The following is an 18,865-nucleotide window of genomic DNA, read 5'->3' as shown; positions in this document are numbered from 1 at the left end:
TTCCACCACCATCCGGCGGAAGGATCCGTTCGACCAGACCGCGAAGGGTGTTCGAGGACTCTTTCGGCGTCCGTTTCCGGGCCGGTAACTGCGGGGGAAGCGCAGGACACGGGAAGGACAAGGGAAGGGGAAGAAAAGAGACCAGGGCAACCCTGACCGCCCTTTCCGGCCTCTTAATCGGTGACCGTTGCCCGACCGAACATGAGTACCCACTGCGGGGCAGGGAGTGAGAAGCACATGGGCCTGACCAGCAGGTCACTGGTGTACACGGTGGGATTCGCCGCTGTGCTGTGCGTGGTGCTCATGGTGTGGGTATGGCCGCGCCTGGCCAAGGGCGGGGTGCTGAACGTGCTGGGCCGGCTGGGCGCGATCCTGATGACCCAGCTGATGATCATTGTCACGGTGCTGCTGGCGGTCAACTCCAGCCTCGGTTTCTTCGGCACCTGGAACCAGCTGCTCGGCCGGGTCGACAAGGCGCCGGTAAACGTCAACGAGGCCGGCCCGCCGAGCGGCTCGCTCGCCACGGTCAACGAGGTCAAGGACGGGCTCGTCCAGCCGACCGGCGACGAGGGCCTGGGCCGCGGCGGCCTCCCGAAGGGGCCGGAGGACAAGGTCGGCCGGGTCGACTCGGTGCGCATCGCGGGCAAGCGCTCGCAGGCCCTCAACCCGGCCTACGTCTATCTGCCGCCGCAGTACTTCCAGAAGCAGTACGTGCGCGCGCGCTTCCCCGTGATGGTGGTGATCAGTGGCTACCCGGGCGGCCGGAAGAACCTCTCCCAGCACCTCCAGGTGCCGCAGACGGCCAACAACCTGCTGGCGGACAACAAGATGCGGCCGACCATCATCGTGATGGTCTCGCCCACCATCGCCCCGCCCCGCGACACCGAGTGCGTCGACGTGCCGGACGGGCCGCAGGCCGAGACCTTCTTCACCAAGGACCTGCCCGAGGCGCTCCGCAGCGCCTACCGCGTGGGCCACGACCCCACGGCGTGGGGCGTGATGGGCTATTCCTCCGGCGGGACCTGTTCCCTGGAGCTCACGATGCGCGCGCCCGGCGTCTACACCGCCGCCGCGGCCCTCTCCGGCGACTACAAGCTCGGCAACGACATCGCCACCGGCAATCTCTTCGGCCACGGTGACGAGGGAAAGAAGCGCAAGCAGGAGCACGACCTGATCTGGCGCCTGGAGAACATGCCGGCGCCGCGCGTTTCCGTGCTCGTCACCAGCAGCCGGAACGGTGAGAAGAACTACGGCGAGACCGAGAAATTCCTCAAGGCCGTCAAGGAGCCGATGAAGGCCGCGTCGATCATCCTGCCCGAGGGCAGCCACCACTTCACGACCTGGCGCCGCGAAATCGCCCCGGCCATGGAGTGGATGAGCCGCCAGCTGACCTTCCCGCAGGACGTCCAGGACAACGCCAAGAAGAAGAACTGACCCCGTCCGCTTATCTGGGGCCGCCCGTCAATTGTTCGCCCAGCCAGGCGAACGCGGCCGGGTAGAGCGTGACCCAGGTGCGGTAGTTGTGCCCGCCCCGGTCGAGCAGCATCGTCTTGAGCCGGACATGGCTCCCCGAGGACTCCCGCTGGAAGTCCTCGATGTACCGGGGCGGGCTGTCGCGGTCCTGCCGCGATGTGGCGAGGAAGAGCGCCACATCGGCATCCGTGTGGCGCACCAGCCAGGTGGGGCTGTTGTGCTTGCGCTGCTCCTGGTCGAGGATCGCGCCGCCGTCGCCGTTGAGCGGGTCGGGGTCGAGCGCGGCGCCGGCCCCGAACACCTTGGGGTACTGCAGCGGCAGCTTCGCCGCGCAGAAGCCCCCGGTGGAAATGCCGAGCAGCCCCCAGGCCTTGGGCTCGGCGGCGGTGCGGAAGTGGTGCCGTACGAGCTCGGGCACGTCCGACGCGAGCCAGGTGGCGACCTTGCGGCCGTTGAGGTCGGAGCAGTCGGTGTCGACGCCGCCGGGGTTGATGATCGGCACGGCGAGGATGAACGGGCGCGTGGTGCCGTTCCGCAGCAGCTCCCGGTAGGCGCCCGGCATCTTGCCCTGCTCCATCCACGACTGCGGCGAGCCCGGCACGCCGTGCAGCAGGACCACGACGGGGAAGGCGGTGCGGCGGTAGCGGGGGTCGTCGTACTGCGGCGGGGTCCAGACCATCACCTGACCGGAGAGCGCCGACTTGGAACCGTGGAAGTAGGTCTCCCGCAGGCCGTTGTCGGCCCGGGTGAACTTGGCGCGCTGCACCGGCGGGCCGGGCATCGAGACGGGACCGGTGTCGCCGTTCGTGCCGAGCAGGTCGTCCCAGGAGGCGTAGAGCCCGTAACTGGTGTTGATCCACACGGCCACCGCACAGATCGCGGTGGCCTGGCACAGCCCGATCAGGACGATCCGCCCCAGCCAGCGCACCACTGCCGGGCCCGGGATCCTCGCCCAGAGCAGCAGGGTGGCCAGGACGGCCAGCACGGTCACCACGATCAGCAGGGTGAAGAAAACGGTGCCGGTGAGGCTGAGAGTCATCCCGCTGTGCGCTCCCTCGGTTCGGTGGTCCTTGGGCGGACGGCACGCCGACCATAACGAGAGAGAGCGGAAGTGTTGGGTGTATTGCGGCACGAGTACCCGCGTGACACTCAGGCAGTCAAATTCCATTGGCTATTGCCATGGAGAGAACAAGCTCAAGCCAAGCTCAGACTTTCGATCGATCCATGGTGTCGTTACCTGATCGCGGGTAGTTTCCCGGTCAGGGCAGTCCGATGCATCGGATGGTCGTCTGGGAGACGTGATGGAAACCATGTCGCGCAAGGAGAGAAAGACAGCTGTCGTCCTGACCCTCATTGTGATCGCAATTGTTTGCTACCTGATCGGGAATATTCGGCCCTGACCGGTGCACCGCCCGGCACCGCGTCACCGCCGGCGCCGGGCGAGGGTGGTCAACCGGCGTGGCGTGCGGCCGAGTCCAGGATCTCCAGCGCGGCATCGAGAACGGCGAGCCTGCGTTCCTCGGGGTCCCCCGGAATGGCCGTCATGGTCAATTCGCCGAAGTGAACGGTGAGTACAGCACTGGAATAGCGGACCTGGGTGGCCAGCGGCCCGCCGCCCTCGTGGATCAGCCGCGAGAAGCGCACCACGCGCTCCTTGAGCCGCTCGCCGATGTCGAGGGCGCGCAGCGCGGCCTGGTTCTCGTGGAGCAGCTGGTAGATCGGCGCCGCCTCCCGCATGAGCGCGCTGTAGCGCCGCAGCAGTTCGCGCTTGGTCTCCAGGGTGGACGGCTGCCCCTCGCCCCAAACGACCAGCTCGTCCACGGGCCGGCCGAGCTCGTCGGAGATGGCGACGAGGATGTCCTCCTTCGTCTTGAAGTGGTAGTAGAGCGCGGCCTTGGTGACGCCGAGCTCCTCCGCGATCTCCCGCAGCGAGGTCTTCTCGTAGCCCTGCCGGACGAAGAGGTCCAGGGCGGTCCGCTGGATGCGCTCGCGGGTGTCGCTCCTGCGTCCCTGGGGGGTCGTGGCCATGGGGTCCTGCTCCTTCGTTCCGTCCCGCATTAGCTTACTTGACGCCCGGCTAGTTGGCCTCTACGGTCTGCCTTCAGCTAACTAGCCCGTCGGCAAGTAAGTTTGCGAGGGCTTCCGCATCGTCTCCGGGGAGAGAGATCATGTCGCAGGAATCCACCGCCGAGGACGCGCCCCCGGCGCCCCGCGGCACCTACGCCATCGTCGCCGCCATCGTCGTGGCCCTGCTGCTGGGTTCCCTCGACAACCTGATCCTCGGCTCCGCGATGCCGACGATCGTGGGGGAGTTCGGCGGGCTCGCCCACCTCTCGTGGGTCTCCTCGGCCTACATGCTCGCCATGGCCGCGTCCACCCCGGTCTGGGGCAAGCTCGGCGACATGTACGGGCGCAAGGGGACGTTCCTCACCTCCGTCGCCCTCTTCATGGCCGGCTCGGCGGCGGCGGGCCTCGCCGGGTCGATGGGGCAGCTCATCGGCTTCCGCGCCCTCCAGGGGCTGGGCGGCGGCGGGCTGATGACCGGGGCGCTGTCGCTGATGGCCGTACTGATCCCGCCGCGCGAACGCGGCCGGTACCAGGCCATGATCTCCGCCGTGATGGGCGTCGCCATGGTCGGCGGCCCGGTCGCCGGCGGCTTCATCACCGACCACTTCGGCTGGCGCTGGTGCTTCTACATCAACCTGCCGCTCGGCATCCTCGCGTTCGCGCTGCTCGCCGCAAAGCTGCACCTGCCGAAGCAGCGCTCCGAGGCCCGCATCGACTACGCGGGCGCCGCCCTGCTGACCACCGCCATCAGCGCGCTGGTGCTGCTCACCACCTGGGGCGGCACGGAGTACGCCTGGACCTCGCCGGTGATCCTCGGGCTCGGCGTGCTCTCCGTCGCCGCGACGGCCGCGCTCCTCGTAGCCGAGCGGCGGGCCGCCGAACCGCTGCTGCCGCCGCACGTCTTCCGCGACCGCGACTTCTCCCTGGTCGTCGTGGTGGCCTTCCTCGCGGGCTTCGTGATGGTCGGCGCCATGGCCTTCCTGCCGCTGTACCAGCAGGCCGTCCAGGGCGCCTCCGCCACCAACTCCGGCCTGCTGATGCTCCCGATGGTGCTCGGCATCGTCGTGGTGAACACGGCGACGGGCCAATACGTCACCAAACACGGCAAGTTCCGGCTCTTCCTCATCATCGGCTCGGCCCTGCTCGTCGCCGGCGTCCTGCTGATGACCGGGATGGACACCGCCACCGGCCGGACGGAGACCGGCTGCTACATGGCCGTACTCGGCCTGGGCGTCGGGCTGCTGATGCAGAACACCACCCAGGTCGCCATGGAGCGCGTGGAGCTCCGGGACATCGGCGTCGCGTCCTCCACCGTCACCCTCTCCCGCACCCTCGGCGGCTCGCTGGGCGTCGCCGTGGCCGGTGCCGTCTTCTCCCACCAGGTGCGCGAGGTGATGGCGGACCGGCTCGGCACGGCGGGCGCCGGCGCGGCCGGCGGCGGGGCGAACCTCGACGGGGCGAGCCTGCGCCGGCTGCCCGCGGCCGTCCGCACCGCCTACGAACACGCCGTCGCCGGCGGCATCCACCATGTGTTCCTCTACGTCTCGGGCATCGGCGCCCTCGCCCTCGTCTCCTCCTGGTTCCTCGGCGGCGGGCGCGGACCCCGGGTGCGGGAGGAATCACCGGAACGAGTCTCCCCCGAGCTCGTCACCTCACCCTCGGAGTGATCCAACAGCCGGGCACCGCACGGCGGATGATCCGTGCCGTCGCCAAGTCCCTCCGCACAGCGGCGACTTGGCGGCCGATGCGCTCCAAATCAATTGCGAACGCAATGCACGCATTTTTTCGTATCGACCGCGCACCCGATAATTTCCCGGAAATACCGGTCGGTTCCAAACTGGCTCGAATGAGTGAAAGCCCGGAACCGATCCCGGAGGGCGGAGTTAGTCAGAACGCTTTCTTCAGTGGGGGCGCTACACGATCGAAAGGCAATAGACGTGCTCAAGCAGGTACTCACCACGGCCGCCATGACGGCTACCGCGGTAGGCGCCGTCTCCGCACCCGCGATGGCCATCGGCAACGATCACGATGTCGCCAACGCGAACGGGGCGAAGACCGGTTACGGGAACACCAGGACCGGTGGCAAGGAAAGCCCGCAGATGAGTCTGATCCAGGGCACGCTCAACAAGCCGTGCATCGCCATCGGCAAGGCCAACGTCCAGTCGCTCATCGGCGTGATCAACGTCGGCCTCCAGGACATTCCGATCCTGTCCTCCGAGCAGCTGCAGCAGTGCACCGACAACTCCACGATCGACAACGGGGACAACCCGCTGTCGCACATCCTGGACGAGATCCCGATCCTGTCGGGCAACGGCTCGGGCGACGGTCGCTGATCTCCGGTCGGTTGCGGAATTCCCCTCTGCGGCGGGTGTGCGGGCCCCGCGGCAGGGGGGAATTTCTTTTTTACGTGATGGTCCGAAAGCGTGAAGCGGGATAACTTCCCGCGCGTCGTGGCGGTTGGGCAAGTAGCTCTTGTCTGTCCGCCCGCCCAGAGCGAAGGAATACTCGTGATCAAGAAGGTAGTGGCGATGGCCGCGATGACGGTCTCCGCCGTCGGCGGCACCGCCGGCCCCGCGCTGGCGATCGGAAACGACTCGGACGTCGCCAATGCGAACAGAGCGGTCCAGATGTACGGCAATACCTGGACCGGCGGCTATATGAGTCCTCAAATGGGCCTGATCAACGGCTCGTTCAACAAGCCGTGCATCGCCATCGGGAAGCTGAACGCCCAGTCCCTCATCGGCCTGATCAACGTCGGCCTCCAGGACATCCCGATCCTGTCCTCGACACAAACGCAGCAGTGCACGGAGAACTCCACGGTGAAGAACGGGGACAACCCGCTGTCGCACATCCTGGACGAGATCCCGATCCTGTCCGGCAACGGCAGGGGCGACCACGAGCGCTGACCGCTCGCCGTTCGTTCGCCGTTCCCAGAGCCGCTCCCGGGTCACCGGGGGCGGCTCTCGCGCTGTCAGCCCTTGTCGATGCTCGTCAGTCCTCGGTCAGTCCTCGTAGTAGACCGTGAGGGCGGCCCCGTCGACCTCCACCCGGCGCCCGCCCAGCCCCTCGCCGCGCCGCAGGGCGGCGAGGCACTCGCGGAAGAGGTCCATCTCCTCGCCGGTCAGCACCGCGGCCGCCAGGTCGAGCAGTTCGGACACGCTCTGATCGGTGAGCACTTCGGGCAGTTCTCCGGACAGCAGCACAACGGACTCGCCGGTGCTTCCCCGGACGACGGCGTTGGACACGGAGCCACCACTGACAACGAGCACGGATTCCCCCTGGCCTCGGGCGCAGGCCCGTGACGATAGCGGCGAAAACGGTGCCGCGCGCGGCCGGACGGGAATATTCGCAGAATTCACCCCCGCCGGGAACCGGGCGCTCCGGGCGGGGCGTCTCGAGCGTAATGCGCAGGTGCGTGCGGCGAGTTGGGCCGCGCTGTCACTCGCTTTCCGGGGTGCGGTCGAGGAGCGACTCGACCAGGGCGGCGACGTGCCGGCGGTCCTCGGAGGACAGCCGCTGGACACTGGCGATCAGCAGGTCGACCTCGGGGTCGGGGTGCGGGCTCCCGGGCGCTTCCGGCGGCGTGTAGAGGTGGATGCCGCAGGCCTCGGCGGCGGCGCGGCGCACGGTGTCCAGCGGCAGCTCGAGGCCGCGGGCCAGCCCCTCGAGGGTGGCGGGCTGAGGCATGCGGACGAGCCGTTCGGAGGTGGCCAGGTGGTGCACGGTCGAGCGGGGGATGCTGCCTCTGCGCGCGACCTCCCCGTAGGACCACCCTTGCCGGTCCAGTCGCTGTCTCATCATCTGCTGCAGTGCGTTGGCCACGGACGGTCGCTCCTGCTCCGCTTGTGATGGTCGGCTCGGGTGAACCGATTCTACGGGGGCTGTCGAGAGGAACCACTTGCGCGGGGGGCCCGTGTCCCACTAGCGTCCAATCTCGTTGGACAGCCCGTCCGATCGCATCGGACAACGGGTGGGGGGCCTGCCCGTTGCCGCTGCGCAACCACCGTCCCAGAGGGGGATCATCATGCTCAACCCACAGGAGCTCGAGGCCGAGTCCGCCGAACTGCTTCCCGGCCGTGAGGCGCTGGGGAAGCTGAAGTTCAGCTTCAACCATGGGTCGCACGTCGCGAAGCACAGCGCGCACGTCCACACGCACAACCAGGCGGATGTGCACGACAGCGCCGACGCGCACGTCAACTCGCACAACACGACCCACAACTCGGCGCAGGTCCACTCGCACAACACGACGAACACTGTCACGCACACCAACACCCACACCCACACGACTACGCAGGTCAACTCCCACAACACCACGCACACCGACTCGCACGACGCCCGTGTCGACCACAACGCCCTGAACTCGCACAACACACAGGTCGATTCGCACAACACCGCCGTGGACTCCCACAACACGGACTCCCACAACGTCGACTCGCACAACGTGGACTCCCACAACACCCGCGTCGACCACAACACCTCACACGTCAACTCCGACAACACGGTGACCAGCCACTCGCACAACACCACTCAGGTCGAGGCGCACAACAACTCGTCCGCCCACAACGAGTGCTCCCCGGGTGCCGGCGCCCAGTCCCAGGCCCAGCAGTCGGTCGTCGTCGAGGGGTGAGCATGAGTCCGGACGAGCTCGAGGCCGAATCGGCCGAACTGCTGCCCCGGCGCGAAGCGTTGGGAAAGCTCAAGTTCAGCTTCTCCCGGATCACGCGCACGGCCGCACACCCCACGGACCTGAACGCCGCCGACCCGGGCGCGCAGGACGGATCCGAGGGGGTGCAGTCGGTCGGCACCCAGCAGTAGTCACCAAGGTTCGCCGAAGGGGGAGGAGATGACGGTGGTCGGAGACCACGAGGCCGGCCGAGGCCGCCATCACACCGGCGACACCACGCTGATCGAGACCCGCACCGCACCGTCGGACGACACGACAGGGGACGCCGACGCACCGGTGCCGGGACCCGGCGGCTTCCCGTACGCAGGATTGGGTGCGTACGAGGAGGGGGGAGCCGCCGGGTTCGCCGCCACCAGGCCGCTGTCCGTACTGCCCGAGCGGCCGCCGCCTCCCGGCCCCGTCCCACGCCGCGCGGCCGGGCTGCGGCTGCTGGGCGAGTACCAGGGCTCGGGGTTCACCGTGCCCAAGTACCTCGCCCGGCGTGGCGACGGCCAGGTGGTGCAGCTCTCCCTGCTGCTCCACCTGGTCGTGTCCGCCATCGACGGGGTGCGCGACACCAGCGGTGTCGCACGGCTGGTCAGCGCCGAGTACGGGCGCGACGTCAGCCCGGAGAACATCGCCCACCTCCTCGAGCACAAGCTCGAGCCCCTCGGGCTCGTCGTGCCCGAGGGGCAGGACAGCGACGAAGTCGGCGGCCCGCGCTCGGACTTGCTGCTCAGTCTCAAGGGCCATCGCATCGTCTTCGGCGAGCGGCGCACCGGCGCCATCGCGCGCTCGCTCGCCTGGCTGCACCGGCCGCTGGCCGTCGTGCTCGTGCTGCTGGGCGCGGTCGCCATGGACACCTGGCTGTTCGCGGTCCACGGCGCGATGACGCCCGTGCTCAAGGTGCTGGACCAACCCCTGCTGCTGCTCGCGGTGTTCGGCCTCACCGTGGCCTCGCTCGTCTTCCACGAGTTCGGCCACGCCTCGGCCTGCCGTTACAGCGGCGCGCTGCCGGGCTGTATCGGCTGCGGGCTGTTCCTCATCTGGCCGTCCATGTACACGGACGTCACCGACGTCTACCGCATCGGCCGTGCCGGGCGGATCCGTACCGATCTCGGCGGCGTGTACTTCAACGTCGTCTTCATGCTCGGCCTGACCGGTGTCTACTTCCTCACCGGCCAGCCGCTCCTGCTCTGCGCCGTCTACCTGGGGCACTTCGAGGTGCTGGAGCAGCTCATGCCCGCCGTGCGGCTGGACGGGTACTTCATCCTCGGCGACCTCGCCGGGGTGCCCGACCTGTTCGGCAAGATCAGACCGATTCTGCTGAGCATGATCCCGGGTCGCCGCCCCGAGCCGGCGATCGCCGACCTCAAGCGCTCCACCCGTGTCATCGTCACCGGCTGGGTGCTGACGATGGTGCCGCTGCTGCTGGCCGACCTCTGTTACGGGCTGTGGAACCTGCCCCGGCTGATCGAGACGGGCGCACGGTCCCTGATCCAGCAACTCACCGGTACGTACGAGGCGTTCGCCGACGCGCAGCTCGCGAGCGGGCTCGCCGGTGTGCTCGGCAGCCTCATGCTCATCTGCCCGCTCGCCGGCATGACGTACCTGTCCGTACGGCTCACCGGGCGCCTCGCCCGCAACGCCGTGCGCGCCACCGTCGAGCGCCCCCGGCTGCGGGCCGGTCTCGTGCTGGCCGTGACCGGCGTCCTGGCGGGGCTCTGCTACGCGTGGACCACCGGCGTCACCCCGAAGCCGCTGCCGCCCGCGCCGCCGATCGCGCCGATCCTCCAGCCCCACGTCCCCACCGCACCCCCGTCCCCGGCCGGCTTCAGCACCGGCGGGGTTCCCGGCGGGAGTCACCGCCACATCCCGTCGCAGCGGCCGGGCGGCGCGGCGCCGGTCGTGCCCCCGCTGCCCTGGCGCAGCCCGGTGCCCGTGTCCGTGCCGCTGCTCCCGCCGTCACCGTCCCCGTCCCCCGCGGCTCCGTCACCGTCCCGGTCCGCCCGGCCCGCTCCGCGTACGGTCGCGTCGCCGAGCGCCCGGCCCGTGCCCAAGCCGGTGCCCGCGCCCACCACCGCACCATCGCCGGCGCCCGTGCCGAGCGCGGCCCCGCATCCGTCCGCGCCCGCGACCGGTCCGGCGCCGAAGCCCGTCCCGGACGGCCCGGCCTCGCCGCCGGCACCGGCGCCCGTCTCCACCGCGGCGGCCCCGCCGCCGCCCGTACACCACTGAACCCGGAGGGCCCATGAGCACCATCCACCGCTACACGCTGCGCTTCGGCCTGCTCGCCGCGGGAGTGGCGAGCGCCGCGAGCGCGATGCCCGCACAGGCCTCCGCGGCCACCCTGCAGGCCCGAGACCTGGTGCAGACAGCCGCGAACCACCGGCACCACGTCGCTTTCCGGGACGGCTTCACCGTCCACCAGCTGGGCAGGGTCTCGGCGGCGAACATCCGCAACCAGGCTTTGGCGACCGACATGAACTGCACCGCGAACGACAAGTGCCGCTCGGTGGCGCTCTCTTTCCAGATCGTCACCCTGGCGGGCGAGCACTTCCACCTCAACGCCGTCAACACCGGCCGGGCCGACAACCGCAACTGCACCGGCTGCCAGACCCTCGCGGGCGCCTACCAGTTCATCGTCGCCTCTCACAAGCCCACCCCCCTCGACCGCACCACCCGGCTCAAGCTGGCCGACATCCACGGCCGGCTGGACGCGCTCGGCCGCTCCGCCCTCCCGGCCGCGGAGCTGAAGAAGCAGGCCGACGCCCTGGCCGCCGAGGTCACGTCGGTGCTCAAGAACGCCCGTACGGACGTGACCGTCCACCGCCACCTCCAGGGCTGGCCCGCCCACTGACGGTTCGCGTGATATTGACGGACCATGGGCTTCGGCGAGACGCAGCAGCGGCTGCTCAGGGACCTGGTCACGGTGGGCGCCGCGTATCCGCTCGTCCTCGCCGGAGGGCACGCCGTGCGCCTGCACGGGCTGGTCGACCGGGACAGCACCGACCTCGACCTCGCCACCGACGCCCAGGAACCGATGGACGCCATCGCGGCGGCGCTGCGGGCGGGCCTCGAGGCCCGCGGCTGGCACGTACGGGACCCGGAGACCGGGCCGCTCGTCGCCCGCTGCGTCGTCGCCGACCCCGTGACGGGCGAGGACTGCGAGGTCGTCGTGCTCAAGGAGACGATGTGGCGCCCGCCGGTGCCGACCGGGTACGGACCGGTCCTCGCCGTCGAGGACCTCGTCGGCACCAAGGTGCGGGCGCTGGCGGACCGCGGGCTCGCCCGTGACCTCGTCGACGTACGGGCCGCGGCCCGCCGGTGGCCGGCGGCCGAACTCGAGGAGTTCGGCCGCCGCCACGCGCACGGTCCCCTCGACCTCGCCGACCTCCAGGCCCGGCTCGAGGGGACCGACTGGCTCGAGGACCGCGCCTTCGCCGCCTGCGGTCTGGACCAGGACGAGACGGCCGAACTCCGCCGCTGGGCCCAGGCCTGGGCCGACGACATCGGGGAGCGGCTCGCCGAGGAGGCGCCGTACGAGGACTCGCCGGACGAAGACGAGTAGGTGTCAACGTCGCGTCAATACCCCGGCAGTTGCTCATCAGAGACGCGTCAACGACTGGTATCGGCCACCGCGTACCGCCGCACAATGCCTCGCACGGAGGAGCGAATGCCCTCCGTGGCCTGAGGGGGAGGGCGCGTGGCCAGCACCGCCAGTACGGCGCACCGACCGGGCGCGGTGGCGCCGCGGGCGCCGGTCGCCCGGCCGGTTCCGGCCGTACGCACCACGGTCGTCGAGCGGGCCCGGCGGCTGACCGCGACGGTGCCGGCCCGGCTGCGGCTGCTGCGGGCCGCGACGCTGGCGGTGACCTGTGCACTCGCCGTGCTGCTCGTGGTGTCCGGGCTCGCGCTGTCCGGCACCTGGTCCACGGTGGCCGACACCGACGCGCCCCGGACGGTCAGCGCCGCGGACCTGAACCTCGCCCTGGGCGACATGGACGCCCAGGCCGCCAACCTCCTGCTGTCGAGCGGCACGAACGGCCGGGACCGCAACGGCGTCTCGTACGACAAGGCGCTGCGGGTCTACGACGAGGCCCGCCGGACCGCGAGCCGTGAGCTGCGCACCCTCGCGGTGGCGGTCAACGGCGACCGGTCCGCCGAGAAGACCGTCGAGGACCTGACCGAGAGCTTCGCGCGCTACCAGGAAGTGATCGGCGAGGCCCGGGAGGAGGACGGCCGTCCCGACGCCAAGGCCACCGCGATCGACCGCTACCGGACCGCCACCGACCTGCTGCGGAACTCGATCCTCGGCCATGCCCGGACCCTGGTGGACACCACCGACGCCACCTTCCTGAAGGAGCACGACGCCGCCCAGTCCCGGCTCACCGTCCAGCTGGCCGCCACGGTGGGCGTGGGCGTTCTGCTGCTGGCCGTCCTCGGTGTGCTGCAGTGGTACCTGACGCGCAGTTTCCGGCGCGTCGTCAACCCGGCGCTGGCCGGTGCGTCGCTGTGCACCGTCGTCGCGATCGTCCTCGGCTGCACCTTGTTCGGCCGGGCCTCCGACCAGCTGCGCATCGCCCGGCACGACTCGTTCGACTCCGTCGTCGCGCTCTCCCGGGCCCGGGCCATCGCCTATGACGTCAACGCCGACGAGAGCCGCTACCTTCTCGACCCCGGGCGCCGCGACCAGTACCAGGCTTCCTACTTCGACAAGTCGCAGCGTCTCTACGGCATCGAGGGCGCGACCCTGCCCACGTACGCCGACCGGCTCCACAGCACCTGGCAGGACTACCGGGCGGACCACCGGGACCTGCGCTTCACCGGTGAGTTCCGGCGCGAGCTGGACAACATCACCTTCGCCGGGGAGCGCGAGGCCGCCGAGCGCACCGTCGAGGCGTACGAGGTCTACCAGCGCGACGACCGGAAGATACGGGCACTGGTCGCCGGGGGCCGGGTGCGGGAGGCGACCGACTTCGGCATCAGCTGGGATGCGGGCAAGTCCAACGCGCACTTCGAGGAGTGGATGACCGCCCTCGGCAAGGACATCGACATCAACGCCGCCGTCTTCACCCAGAAGGTGCACGAGGGGCGGGACGACATCTCCTTCCTCCTCCCGGCTGCCGGTGCGGCCCTGTTCCTCGCCGCCGCGCTGACGGTGCTGGGCCTTCGGCCCCGGCTCGCCGAGTTCCGGTGATGGCCGGGCCGGTGACGGCTGGGCCGGGCGGGCGACTCGGACCGCAAATCCTGCGTTCCACGACAAACATGTGGAAGATGTCCCCGTAGCGACAAGCACGGCGATATGCGGCCAGGACCGGGCAGACCCGGACATCATCTAGCGGGGCCCCGCATCGGGCTGCCGTCGTGTGCGTCACGGACGAGCAGCCACCAGGTTCCGGGAGCGCCGCGCATGACCAACACGCAACAGACGCCCAAGGGCGAGAGACTCGCGGACTGGGCCGACGGCCGCGTCGGTCTGTACACGCTCGCCAAGTCGAACATGCGGAAGATCTTTCCGGACCACTGGTCCTTCATGCTGGGCGAGGTCGCGCTCTATTCCTTCATCGTCATCATCGTGACGGGTGTCTATCTGACGCTCTTCTTCGAGCCCAGCATGAGCGAGGTCGTCTATCACGGCCGCTACACGCCGCTGAACGGCATCCGGATGTCCGACGCGTACAAGTCGACGCTCGACATCAGCTTCGACGTACGTGGTGGACTGCTGCTCCGTCAGCTGCACCACTGGGGGGCTCTGGTCTTCGTCGTCGGAATGCTCGCGCACATGATGCGCATCTTCTTCACCGGTGCGTTCCGCAAGCCGCGCGAGCTCAACTGGCTTTTCGGGGCAAGCCTGTTGTTCCTCGGCATGTTCGAGGGCTTCATGGGCTACTCGCTGCCGGACGACCTGCTCTCCGGAACGGGCATCCGGTTCATGGAGGGCGCCATTCTGTCCGTGCCGATCGTGGGCACGTATCTGGTGATGTTCTTCTTCGGCGGGGAGTTCCCCGGGCACCTCTTCATCCCCCGGCTGTTCACCGTCCACATCCTGCTGCTCCCCGGCATCATGGCGGCCCTGCTGGCGGCCCACTTGATCCTGGTCATCTACCACAAGCACACCCAGGGCATCGGGCCCGGCCGGAACAACAACAACGTCGTGGGAATGCCCCTGTTGCCGGTCTACATGGCCAAGGCCGGCGGCTTCTTCTTCCTCGTCAGCGGCGTGCTCGGCATCTTCTCGGCGATCGCGCAGATCAACCCGATCTGGGCGTACGGGCCTTACCGGCCCGACCAGGTGACGACGGACGCGCAGCCCGACTGGTACATGGGCTTCTCCGAGGGACTGATCCGCATCATGCCGGGCTGGGAGATCAATTTCCTGGGCCACACACTCATCCTCGGGATCCTCATCCCGCTGCTGGTCTTTCCCACGGTGTTCCTCGTCCTGTGGCTGTATCCCTTCTTCGAGGCCTGGGTCACCGGGGACAAGCGCGAGCACCACATCACCGAACGGCCCCGCAACAATCCGACGCGTACGGCCTTCGGCGCGGCCTGGGTCTCGCTGTACGCGGTCCTGCTGATCGGCGGCGGCAACGACCTGTTCGCCATCAAGTTCCACCTGTCCCTCAACGCGATCACCTGGTTCGTCCGGATCTCCTTCTTCGTGCTGCCCGTGGTGGTCTTCGTCATCACCAAGCGGTGGTGCCTCGGGCTGCAGCGCCGCGACCGCGAGAAGGTGCTGCACGGCCGGGAGTCCGGCATCATCACGCGCGTCCCGCACGGTGAATTCATCGAGATCCACGAGCCGTTGTCGCGCCAGGACCTCTATTCCTTCACCGGGCACGAGCAGTACGAGGTCCATGAACTCCCGCCCGCGGTCGACGAGAACGGCGTTCCGCGGAAGATCGGCTGGATGGACCGGATGAGGGCGCGGCTGTCCGCCGCGTACTTCGGCGAGTTCGGGCAGATCCCGAAGCCGACGGTGGAGGAGTACCACGCGGTGCTCGAGGAGCACCACGAGAAGGAAGAGGTCGTCGAGGGCCGGCACTGAGCCGGTGTTCCGGCGGCGGAAAGGGTGCTATCCGTACGGGCTGTTGGTGCCGGTGGCGCGAGTCGGCTCGGCGGCCGCGGCGGAGGAGGTCCGCCGTTTCCTCGACACGTGCGGGATCCGGTCCACGTGCGCTCCGTGTGTGCGGTCGCGGTCCCGGTCCCGGTCGCGGTGGCGGCTGGAGGTGCTGGTCTTCGCGGAGGACGCGGCGCGTGCGAGGCGGCTCGTCAACGAGTGGACGGTCGCGCTGTGAGGTTGCCGCAGTTGTATTTGCCTTCGTGAAGCCCCATGCGCGAGTGCGGCCCGCCTGAACTCGGGTCGCACTCGCGCATCGGCCGGCCTAGCTCACCACTCCAGGGCCACGGACGGGTCCGTCTGCCAGTAGGTGACGGCCGCCTTGTCGTCGACCCACGTGTCGCGCGGCAGGGCGACCGAGGCGGCCTTGCCCTCCGAGCCCTCGCCCTTGCCGCCGTCGAGGAAGACCTTGAGCGTACGGACGGTACGTCCGTGCTCGCCGGAGCCGTCGGCCGCCGACAGCGTGATGCCCGCGTAGGCGGACTGGCCCGGCTCGAGGGAGACGACGGCCTGCGGTATCGAGTCCTCGATGACCCGGGTGCCGATGTACGTGTCGTTGTCGAACGCCAGCAGCGGGGCCGCGATGGCGTCGCAGCGCTTCTTGCCGGTGTTGGTGATCGTCAGCAGCGCGTGGTTGATCGGGCGGTTCACCTTCTGCACGGTGAACTTCGAGGCGACGGCCGAGCAGCTGGAGACCGCGCTGCTCTCGGCGTGGGGCGCCGCCTGCGCCTGGCCCGCGCCGGCGGTCAGAAGCGCGGCTCCCGCGAGGAGGGCGGCGGAGGTGGCGATACGTGCGGAACGCATGGGAAAAGCTCCTTGCGGCATACGAGAAGTACGGGGTGTGAGGTGCCCCGGGCCGTTCCACCGGGGCGGAACCAGCCTGCGAGGTTCCCCGTCCCGGCATCAAGGTCCGCCGTGGCATCCGGGACGCGGGAACGCTCGCGTTTAGCCTGACCTGGGGAGACGCCGCGCCCTGGAACGCGGCTCTGGAAGGGGAGACGTCCATATGGCCGGGGGGACCGAGGAATTCGCCGCGCAGCTCAGGGAGCTGAAGGACCGTTCGGGACTGAGTTACGGAGCCCTGGCGAAGCGGCTGCACATGAGCACGTCCACCGTGCACCGCTACTGCAACGGCGCCGCCGTGCCGACCGAGTACGCGCCCGTCGAGCGGCTGGCCCGGCTGTGCGGGGCGAAGCCGGAGGAGCTGGTGGCGCTGCACCGCCTCTGGATCCTGGCCGACGCGGAGCGCGCCGACGCGCGGGGCAAGGCGGTGCCGGTGCCGGTACCGGTGCCAGTGCCGTTCGAGCCGGAGGAAGAGCCGGAGGAAACGGTTCCGCAGTCTGTGGCCGACCCGCCCCGCCGCCGGGTGCGGCCGGCCCTCGCCGCCGTCGTCGCCCTCGGCGTGGCGATACCCGCCGCCGCCATCGGCGGCTGGTGGTGGGCCGGCACCGGCCCGGACCCGCACACGCACCACGGCGGCGGTACGGCAACCACGCAGGCCCGGCCGGAGGCGGCACCCGGCATGCCCCTCCCGTCCTCGGGGAGTTCAGGGAGTTCAGGGAGTCCGGGGAGCACACCCGGCCGGAGCGGGGAGACGCCCCACGGGCCTGGGGCGTCGCCTCGGTCCCCCGGCCCGTCCTCCAAGCCGTCGACGTCACCATCGCCGTTAGCAGACGCAACTCAGAACGAGAGCGACGACCCGCTCACCGCCGACGTCCAGCCCTACGCGCTCACCGAGCGCTGCGACAACATGTACGTCACCGGCCGGCAGCCCGCCGAGGTGCCCGAGCCGCCGATGGGGGAGGACGCGCGGGCCTGGGTCACCGGGATGCGGGCCGTGCCCGGCGGGCGTATGCACCTGACCGTCAACCTGCAGGGCAAGAACGGCCAGGCCGTCGTGCTGCGAGCCCTGCACGTCAGGGTCGTCAAGAGCGCGGCGCCGCTGGCCTGGTCGGCGTATGCGATGGGCAACGGCTGCGGCAGCGGCGTGACTCCGGCCTACTACGACATCGACCTCGACCACGACCGTCCCACCGCCCGTCCCACGGAAGGGCAGCAGGGGGACGTCCGGATCCCGGCCGCGCACTTCCCGCGCAAGACGTCGTCGGCGGACCCGGAGGTACTGGACGTCCTCGCCCACACCAACGGGCACGACGTGACCTGGTACCTGGAGCTGGAGTGGAGCAGCGGCAACCGCTCCGGGCGGCTGAAGATCCTCGACCGGGGGCAGCCGTTCCGTACGAGCGCGGTCAAGGAACGCCCGCAGTACTTCTGGCAGTTCGGCGACAACGTCTGGAAACCGCTCGAGGACTACGAGCGCAGATAGCCCGCGACCGGCAGGTGGCGGGGGCCGCGCAGGACCGGGCTGCGCCGGTACTCGGGCGGGTCCTCGAGCAGGCGCAGGCCGTCGAGGCGGGACAGCAGCGTGGTGAGCGCGATCTGTGTCTCGAGGCGGGCCAGGGGGGCGCCGTAGCAGTTGTGGATGCCGCTGCCGAAGCCGAAGTGCTGGTTGTCCTCGCGGTCGGGGTCGAAGCGGTCGGGGTCGGAAAAGCGCAGGGGGTCGCGGTTGCCGGAGGCGAGGACGAGCACCAGGGGGACGCCCTTGGGGATGGTGACGCCCCCGACCTCGATGTCGGCCAGCGGGGTGCGCTGTGGCAGGAACTGCACCGGAGGCTCGTATCGCAGCAGTTCCTCGACCGCGCGCGGCATCAACTTCGGCTCGGCGCGCAGCCGTTCCAGGACATCGGGGTAGCGGAGGAGGGTGAGCATGCCGTTGGTGATGAGGTTGACGGTGGTCTCGTGCCCGGCGATCATCAGCAGCACCGAGGTGGCCATCAGCTCCTCGTAGGTGAGCTTCCCGTCCGGGCCGTCCTCGTTGGCGAGGGCGGAGATCATGTCGTCGGCCGGCTTGCGGCGGCGCATCTCGGCGAGTTCGCCGAAGTACAGCCCCATGGCTGCCCGCGCTTCCCGGGTGGCCCGGAAGCGTTCTGTGGGATCTTCGTCGGGGGTGAAGTCCAGCCCGGCGACGACCGTGTCCGCCCAGATGTGCATCTGGGGGACGTCCGAGGCCGGCACGCCCAGCAGGTCGCAGATGACGGTGACGGGCAGCGGGAAGGCGAAGTCGTCGACGAGGTCGAAGCGTTCCTTGTCCCGCAGCCCGTCGGCGAGTTGTTCCGCGATGCGGGCGATGTCGCCGCGCAGCGAGTCGATGCGCTTGGGGGAGTGGGGCGGGCCGAAGGGCCGCATGGCCAGGCGGCGGAGCCGGTCGTGCTCGGGGTCGTCGTGCACGATGAAGCTGCGCTGAACCCCTTCCTGCGCCGGGAGTTCCGGGTCGGGCTCGGTGCGGTTGCGGACGTCCGAGCTGATGCGCGGGTCGTGGAGCAGTGCGGCTATCTCGTGGTACGTGCCCACCAGGAACTTCCCGTCCTCCTGCCGGGCGACGCCGTGCTCCCGGAGTTCCGCGTAGAGGGGGTAGGGGGCGGGGCGGTTGGCGTAGTCGGTTATCCGGCGGAAGAGGGTCTCGGAGGACATGTGCGGTT

General features: G+C 69.7%; 19 protein-coding genes. 12 read left to right on the top strand and 7 right to left on the bottom strand.

Annotated features, from left to right (window positions below):
* The first annotated feature begins 237 nt into the window (after positions 1-237).
* Positions 238-1,434: an alpha/beta hydrolase gene (locus ACV530_RS14245; RefSeq protein ID WP_494332777.1), complete on the top strand. Its 1,197-nt coding sequence runs from the start codon at positions 238-240 to the stop codon at positions 1,432-1,434.
* Positions 1,435-1,444: 10 nt separating this feature from the next.
* Here the strand turns inward: ACV530_RS14245 and ACV530_RS14240 are convergent, their stop codons facing one another.
* Together ACV530_RS14240 and ACV530_RS14235 are read right to left on the bottom strand one after the other, a co-directional pair.
* On the bottom strand, positions 1,445-2,512 hold the full coding sequence (locus ACV530_RS14240) for an alpha/beta hydrolase (protein ID WP_494332776.1): 1,068 nt from the start codon (positions 2,510-2,512) through the stop codon (positions 1,445-1,447).
* A 410-nt stretch (positions 2,513-2,922) separates the two neighbouring features.
* Positions 2,923-3,501, bottom strand: coding sequence for a TetR/AcrR family transcriptional regulator (locus ACV530_RS14235; protein ID WP_494332775.1), 579 nt, complete (start codon positions 3,499-3,501; stop codon positions 2,923-2,925).
* Positions 3,502-3,641: 140 nt separating this feature from the next.
* Between ACV530_RS14235 and ACV530_RS14230 the strand changes: the two genes are divergently transcribed.
* From ACV530_RS14230 to ACV530_RS14220, 3 genes are all read left to right on the top strand, one after another.
* Positions 3,642-5,207 carry an MDR family MFS transporter gene (locus ACV530_RS14230; protein ID WP_494332774.1) on the top strand — a complete coding sequence of 522 codons (1,566 nt, stop codon included), beginning with the start codon at positions 3,642-3,644 and terminating at the stop codon, positions 5,205-5,207.
* Positions 5,208-5,477: 270 nt separating this feature from the next.
* Entirely contained in the window at positions 5,478-5,873 is a 396-nt protein-coding gene (locus ACV530_RS14225) for a rodlin (RefSeq protein WP_494332773.1), read from the top strand.
* A gap of 174 nt (positions 5,874-6,047) precedes the next feature.
* Complete coding sequence (locus tag ACV530_RS14220; RefSeq protein WP_494332772.1) at positions 6,048-6,446, top strand: rodlin; 399 nt, start codon at positions 6,048-6,050, stop codon at positions 6,444-6,446.
* 96 nt (positions 6,447-6,542) lie between these two features.
* Here the strand turns inward: ACV530_RS14220 and ACV530_RS14215 are convergent, their stop codons facing one another.
* A complete protein-coding gene (locus tag ACV530_RS14215) occupies positions 6,543-6,785 on the bottom strand; it encodes a hypothetical protein (protein WP_494332771.1) in 243 nt (80 codons plus the stop codon).
* A 193-nt stretch (positions 6,786-6,978) separates the two neighbouring features.
* On the bottom strand, positions 6,979-7,362 hold the full coding sequence (locus ACV530_RS14210; RefSeq protein WP_494332770.1) for a helix-turn-helix domain-containing protein: 384 nt from the start codon (positions 7,360-7,362) through the stop codon (positions 6,979-6,981).
* Positions 7,363-7,564: 202 nt separating this feature from the next.
* Here ACV530_RS14210 and ACV530_RS14205 point away from each other — a divergent pair, with 202 nt between their 5' ends.
* From ACV530_RS14205 to qcrB, 7 genes are all read left to right on the top strand, one after another.
* Positions 7,565-8,167, top strand: a complete 603-nt coding sequence (locus tag ACV530_RS14205; protein WP_494332769.1) for a hypothetical protein — start codon at positions 7,565-7,567, stop codon at positions 8,165-8,167.
* A 2-nt stretch (positions 8,168-8,169) separates the two neighbouring features.
* Complete coding sequence (locus tag ACV530_RS14200; protein ID WP_494332768.1) at positions 8,170-8,355, top strand: hypothetical protein; 186 nt, start codon at positions 8,170-8,172, stop codon at positions 8,353-8,355.
* A 28-nt stretch (positions 8,356-8,383) separates the two neighbouring features.
* Entirely contained in the window at positions 8,384-10,441 is a 2,058-nt protein-coding gene (locus tag ACV530_RS14195; protein WP_494332767.1) for a hypothetical protein, read from the top strand.
* A gap of 13 nt (positions 10,442-10,454) precedes the next feature.
* Positions 10,455-11,063 carry a hypothetical protein gene (locus tag ACV530_RS14190; RefSeq protein ID WP_494332766.1) on the top strand — a complete coding sequence of 203 codons (609 nt, stop codon included), beginning with the start codon at positions 10,455-10,457 and terminating at the stop codon, positions 11,061-11,063.
* A gap of 24 nt (positions 11,064-11,087) precedes the next feature.
* Entirely contained in the window at positions 11,088-11,774 is a 687-nt protein-coding gene (locus ACV530_RS14185; RefSeq protein ID WP_494332765.1) for a nucleotidyl transferase AbiEii/AbiGii toxin family protein, read from the top strand.
* A 135-nt stretch (positions 11,775-11,909) separates the two neighbouring features.
* Positions 11,910-13,403 carry a GlnX family signal transduction membrane protein gene (locus tag ACV530_RS14180; protein ID WP_494332764.1) on the top strand — a complete coding sequence of 498 codons (1,494 nt, stop codon included), beginning with the start codon at positions 11,910-11,912 and terminating at the stop codon, positions 13,401-13,403.
* Positions 13,404-13,616: 213 nt separating this feature from the next.
* Positions 13,617-15,254 carry a cytochrome bc1 complex cytochrome b subunit gene (qcrB, locus tag ACV530_RS14175; protein ID WP_494332763.1) on the top strand — a complete coding sequence of 546 codons (1,638 nt, stop codon included), beginning with the start codon at positions 13,617-13,619 and terminating at the stop codon, positions 15,252-15,254.
* Between the two features lie 27 nt (positions 15,255-15,281).
* Here qcrB and ACV530_RS14170 read toward each other — a convergent pair whose 3' ends face one another.
* Together ACV530_RS14170 and ACV530_RS14165 are read right to left on the bottom strand one after the other, a co-directional pair.
* A complete protein-coding gene (locus ACV530_RS14170; protein WP_494332762.1) occupies positions 15,282-15,482 on the bottom strand; it encodes a hypothetical protein in 201 nt (66 codons plus the stop codon).
* A 114-nt stretch (positions 15,483-15,596) separates the two neighbouring features.
* Positions 15,597-16,130: a DUF4232 domain-containing protein gene (locus tag ACV530_RS14165; RefSeq protein WP_494332761.1), complete on the bottom strand. Its 534-nt coding sequence runs from the start codon at positions 16,128-16,130 to the stop codon at positions 15,597-15,599.
* A 202-nt stretch (positions 16,131-16,332) separates the two neighbouring features.
* On the opposite strand from ACV530_RS14165, the gene ACV530_RS14160 reads away from it, so the two are divergent.
* Positions 16,333-17,652 (top strand): helix-turn-helix domain-containing protein, encoded by a 1,320-nt coding sequence (locus ACV530_RS14160; RefSeq protein ID WP_494332760.1) that lies wholly within the window; start codon positions 16,333-16,335, stop codon positions 17,650-17,652.
* Here the strand turns inward: ACV530_RS14160 and ACV530_RS14155 are convergent.
* On the bottom strand, positions 17,637-18,857 hold the full coding sequence (locus tag ACV530_RS14155; protein ID WP_494332759.1) for a cytochrome P450: 1,221 nt from the start codon (positions 18,855-18,857) through the stop codon (positions 17,637-17,639). The genes ACV530_RS14160 and ACV530_RS14155 overlap by 16 nt on opposite strands.
* Between the last annotated feature and the right edge of the window lie 8 nt (positions 18,858-18,865).

The organism is Streptomyces sp. SX-6 (assembly GCF_059089585.1).
The sequence above is the reverse complement of the archived record's forward strand: the minus strand, read 5'-3'. Positions and strand labels throughout refer to the sequence as shown.

What these genes read in the sequence shown, in the direction of transcription:
- ACV530_RS14200 (WP_494332768.1), top strand. Translation starts at nt 8,170, where the DNA reads ATGAGTCCGGACGAGCTCGAGGCCGAATCGGCCGAACTGCTGCCCCGG.
- ACV530_RS14190 (WP_494332766.1), top strand. Translation starts at nt 10,455, where the DNA reads ATGAGCACCATCCACCGCTACACGCTGCGCTTCGGCCTGCTCGCCGCG.
- ACV530_RS14160 (WP_494332760.1), top strand. Translation starts at nt 16,333, where the DNA reads ATGGCCGGGGGGACCGAGGAATTCGCCGCGCAGCTCAGGGAGCTGAAG.
- ACV530_RS14195 (WP_494332767.1), top strand. Translation starts at nt 8,384, where the DNA reads ATGACGGTGGTCGGAGACCACGAGGCCGGCCGAGGCCGCCATCACACC.
- ACV530_RS14205 (WP_494332769.1), top strand. Translation starts at nt 7,565, where the DNA reads ATGCTCAACCCACAGGAGCTCGAGGCCGAGTCCGCCGAACTGCTTCCC.
- ACV530_RS14240 (WP_494332776.1), bottom strand. Translation starts at nt 2,512, where the DNA reads ATGACTCTCAGCCTCACCGGCACCGTTTTCTTCACCCTGCTGATCGTG.
- ACV530_RS14155 (WP_494332759.1), bottom strand. Translation starts at nt 18,857, where the DNA reads ATGTCCTCCGAGACCCTCTTCCGCCGGATAACCGACTACGCCAACCGC.
- ACV530_RS14245 (WP_494332777.1), top strand. Translation starts at nt 238, where the DNA reads ATGGGCCTGACCAGCAGGTCACTGGTGTACACGGTGGGATTCGCCGCT.
- ACV530_RS14230 (WP_494332774.1), top strand. Translation starts at nt 3,642, where the DNA reads ATGTCGCAGGAATCCACCGCCGAGGACGCGCCCCCGGCGCCCCGCGGC.
- qcrB (WP_494332763.1), top strand. Translation starts at nt 13,617, where the DNA reads ATGACCAACACGCAACAGACGCCCAAGGGCGAGAGACTCGCGGACTGG.
- ACV530_RS14235 (WP_494332775.1), bottom strand. Translation starts at nt 3,501, where the DNA reads ATGGCCACGACCCCCCAGGGACGCAGGAGCGACACCCGCGAGCGCATC.
- ACV530_RS14165 (WP_494332761.1), bottom strand. Translation starts at nt 16,130, where the DNA reads ATGCGTTCCGCACGTATCGCCACCTCCGCCGCCCTCCTCGCGGGAGCC.
- ACV530_RS14185 (WP_494332765.1), top strand. Translation starts at nt 11,088, where the DNA reads ATGGGCTTCGGCGAGACGCAGCAGCGGCTGCTCAGGGACCTGGTCACG.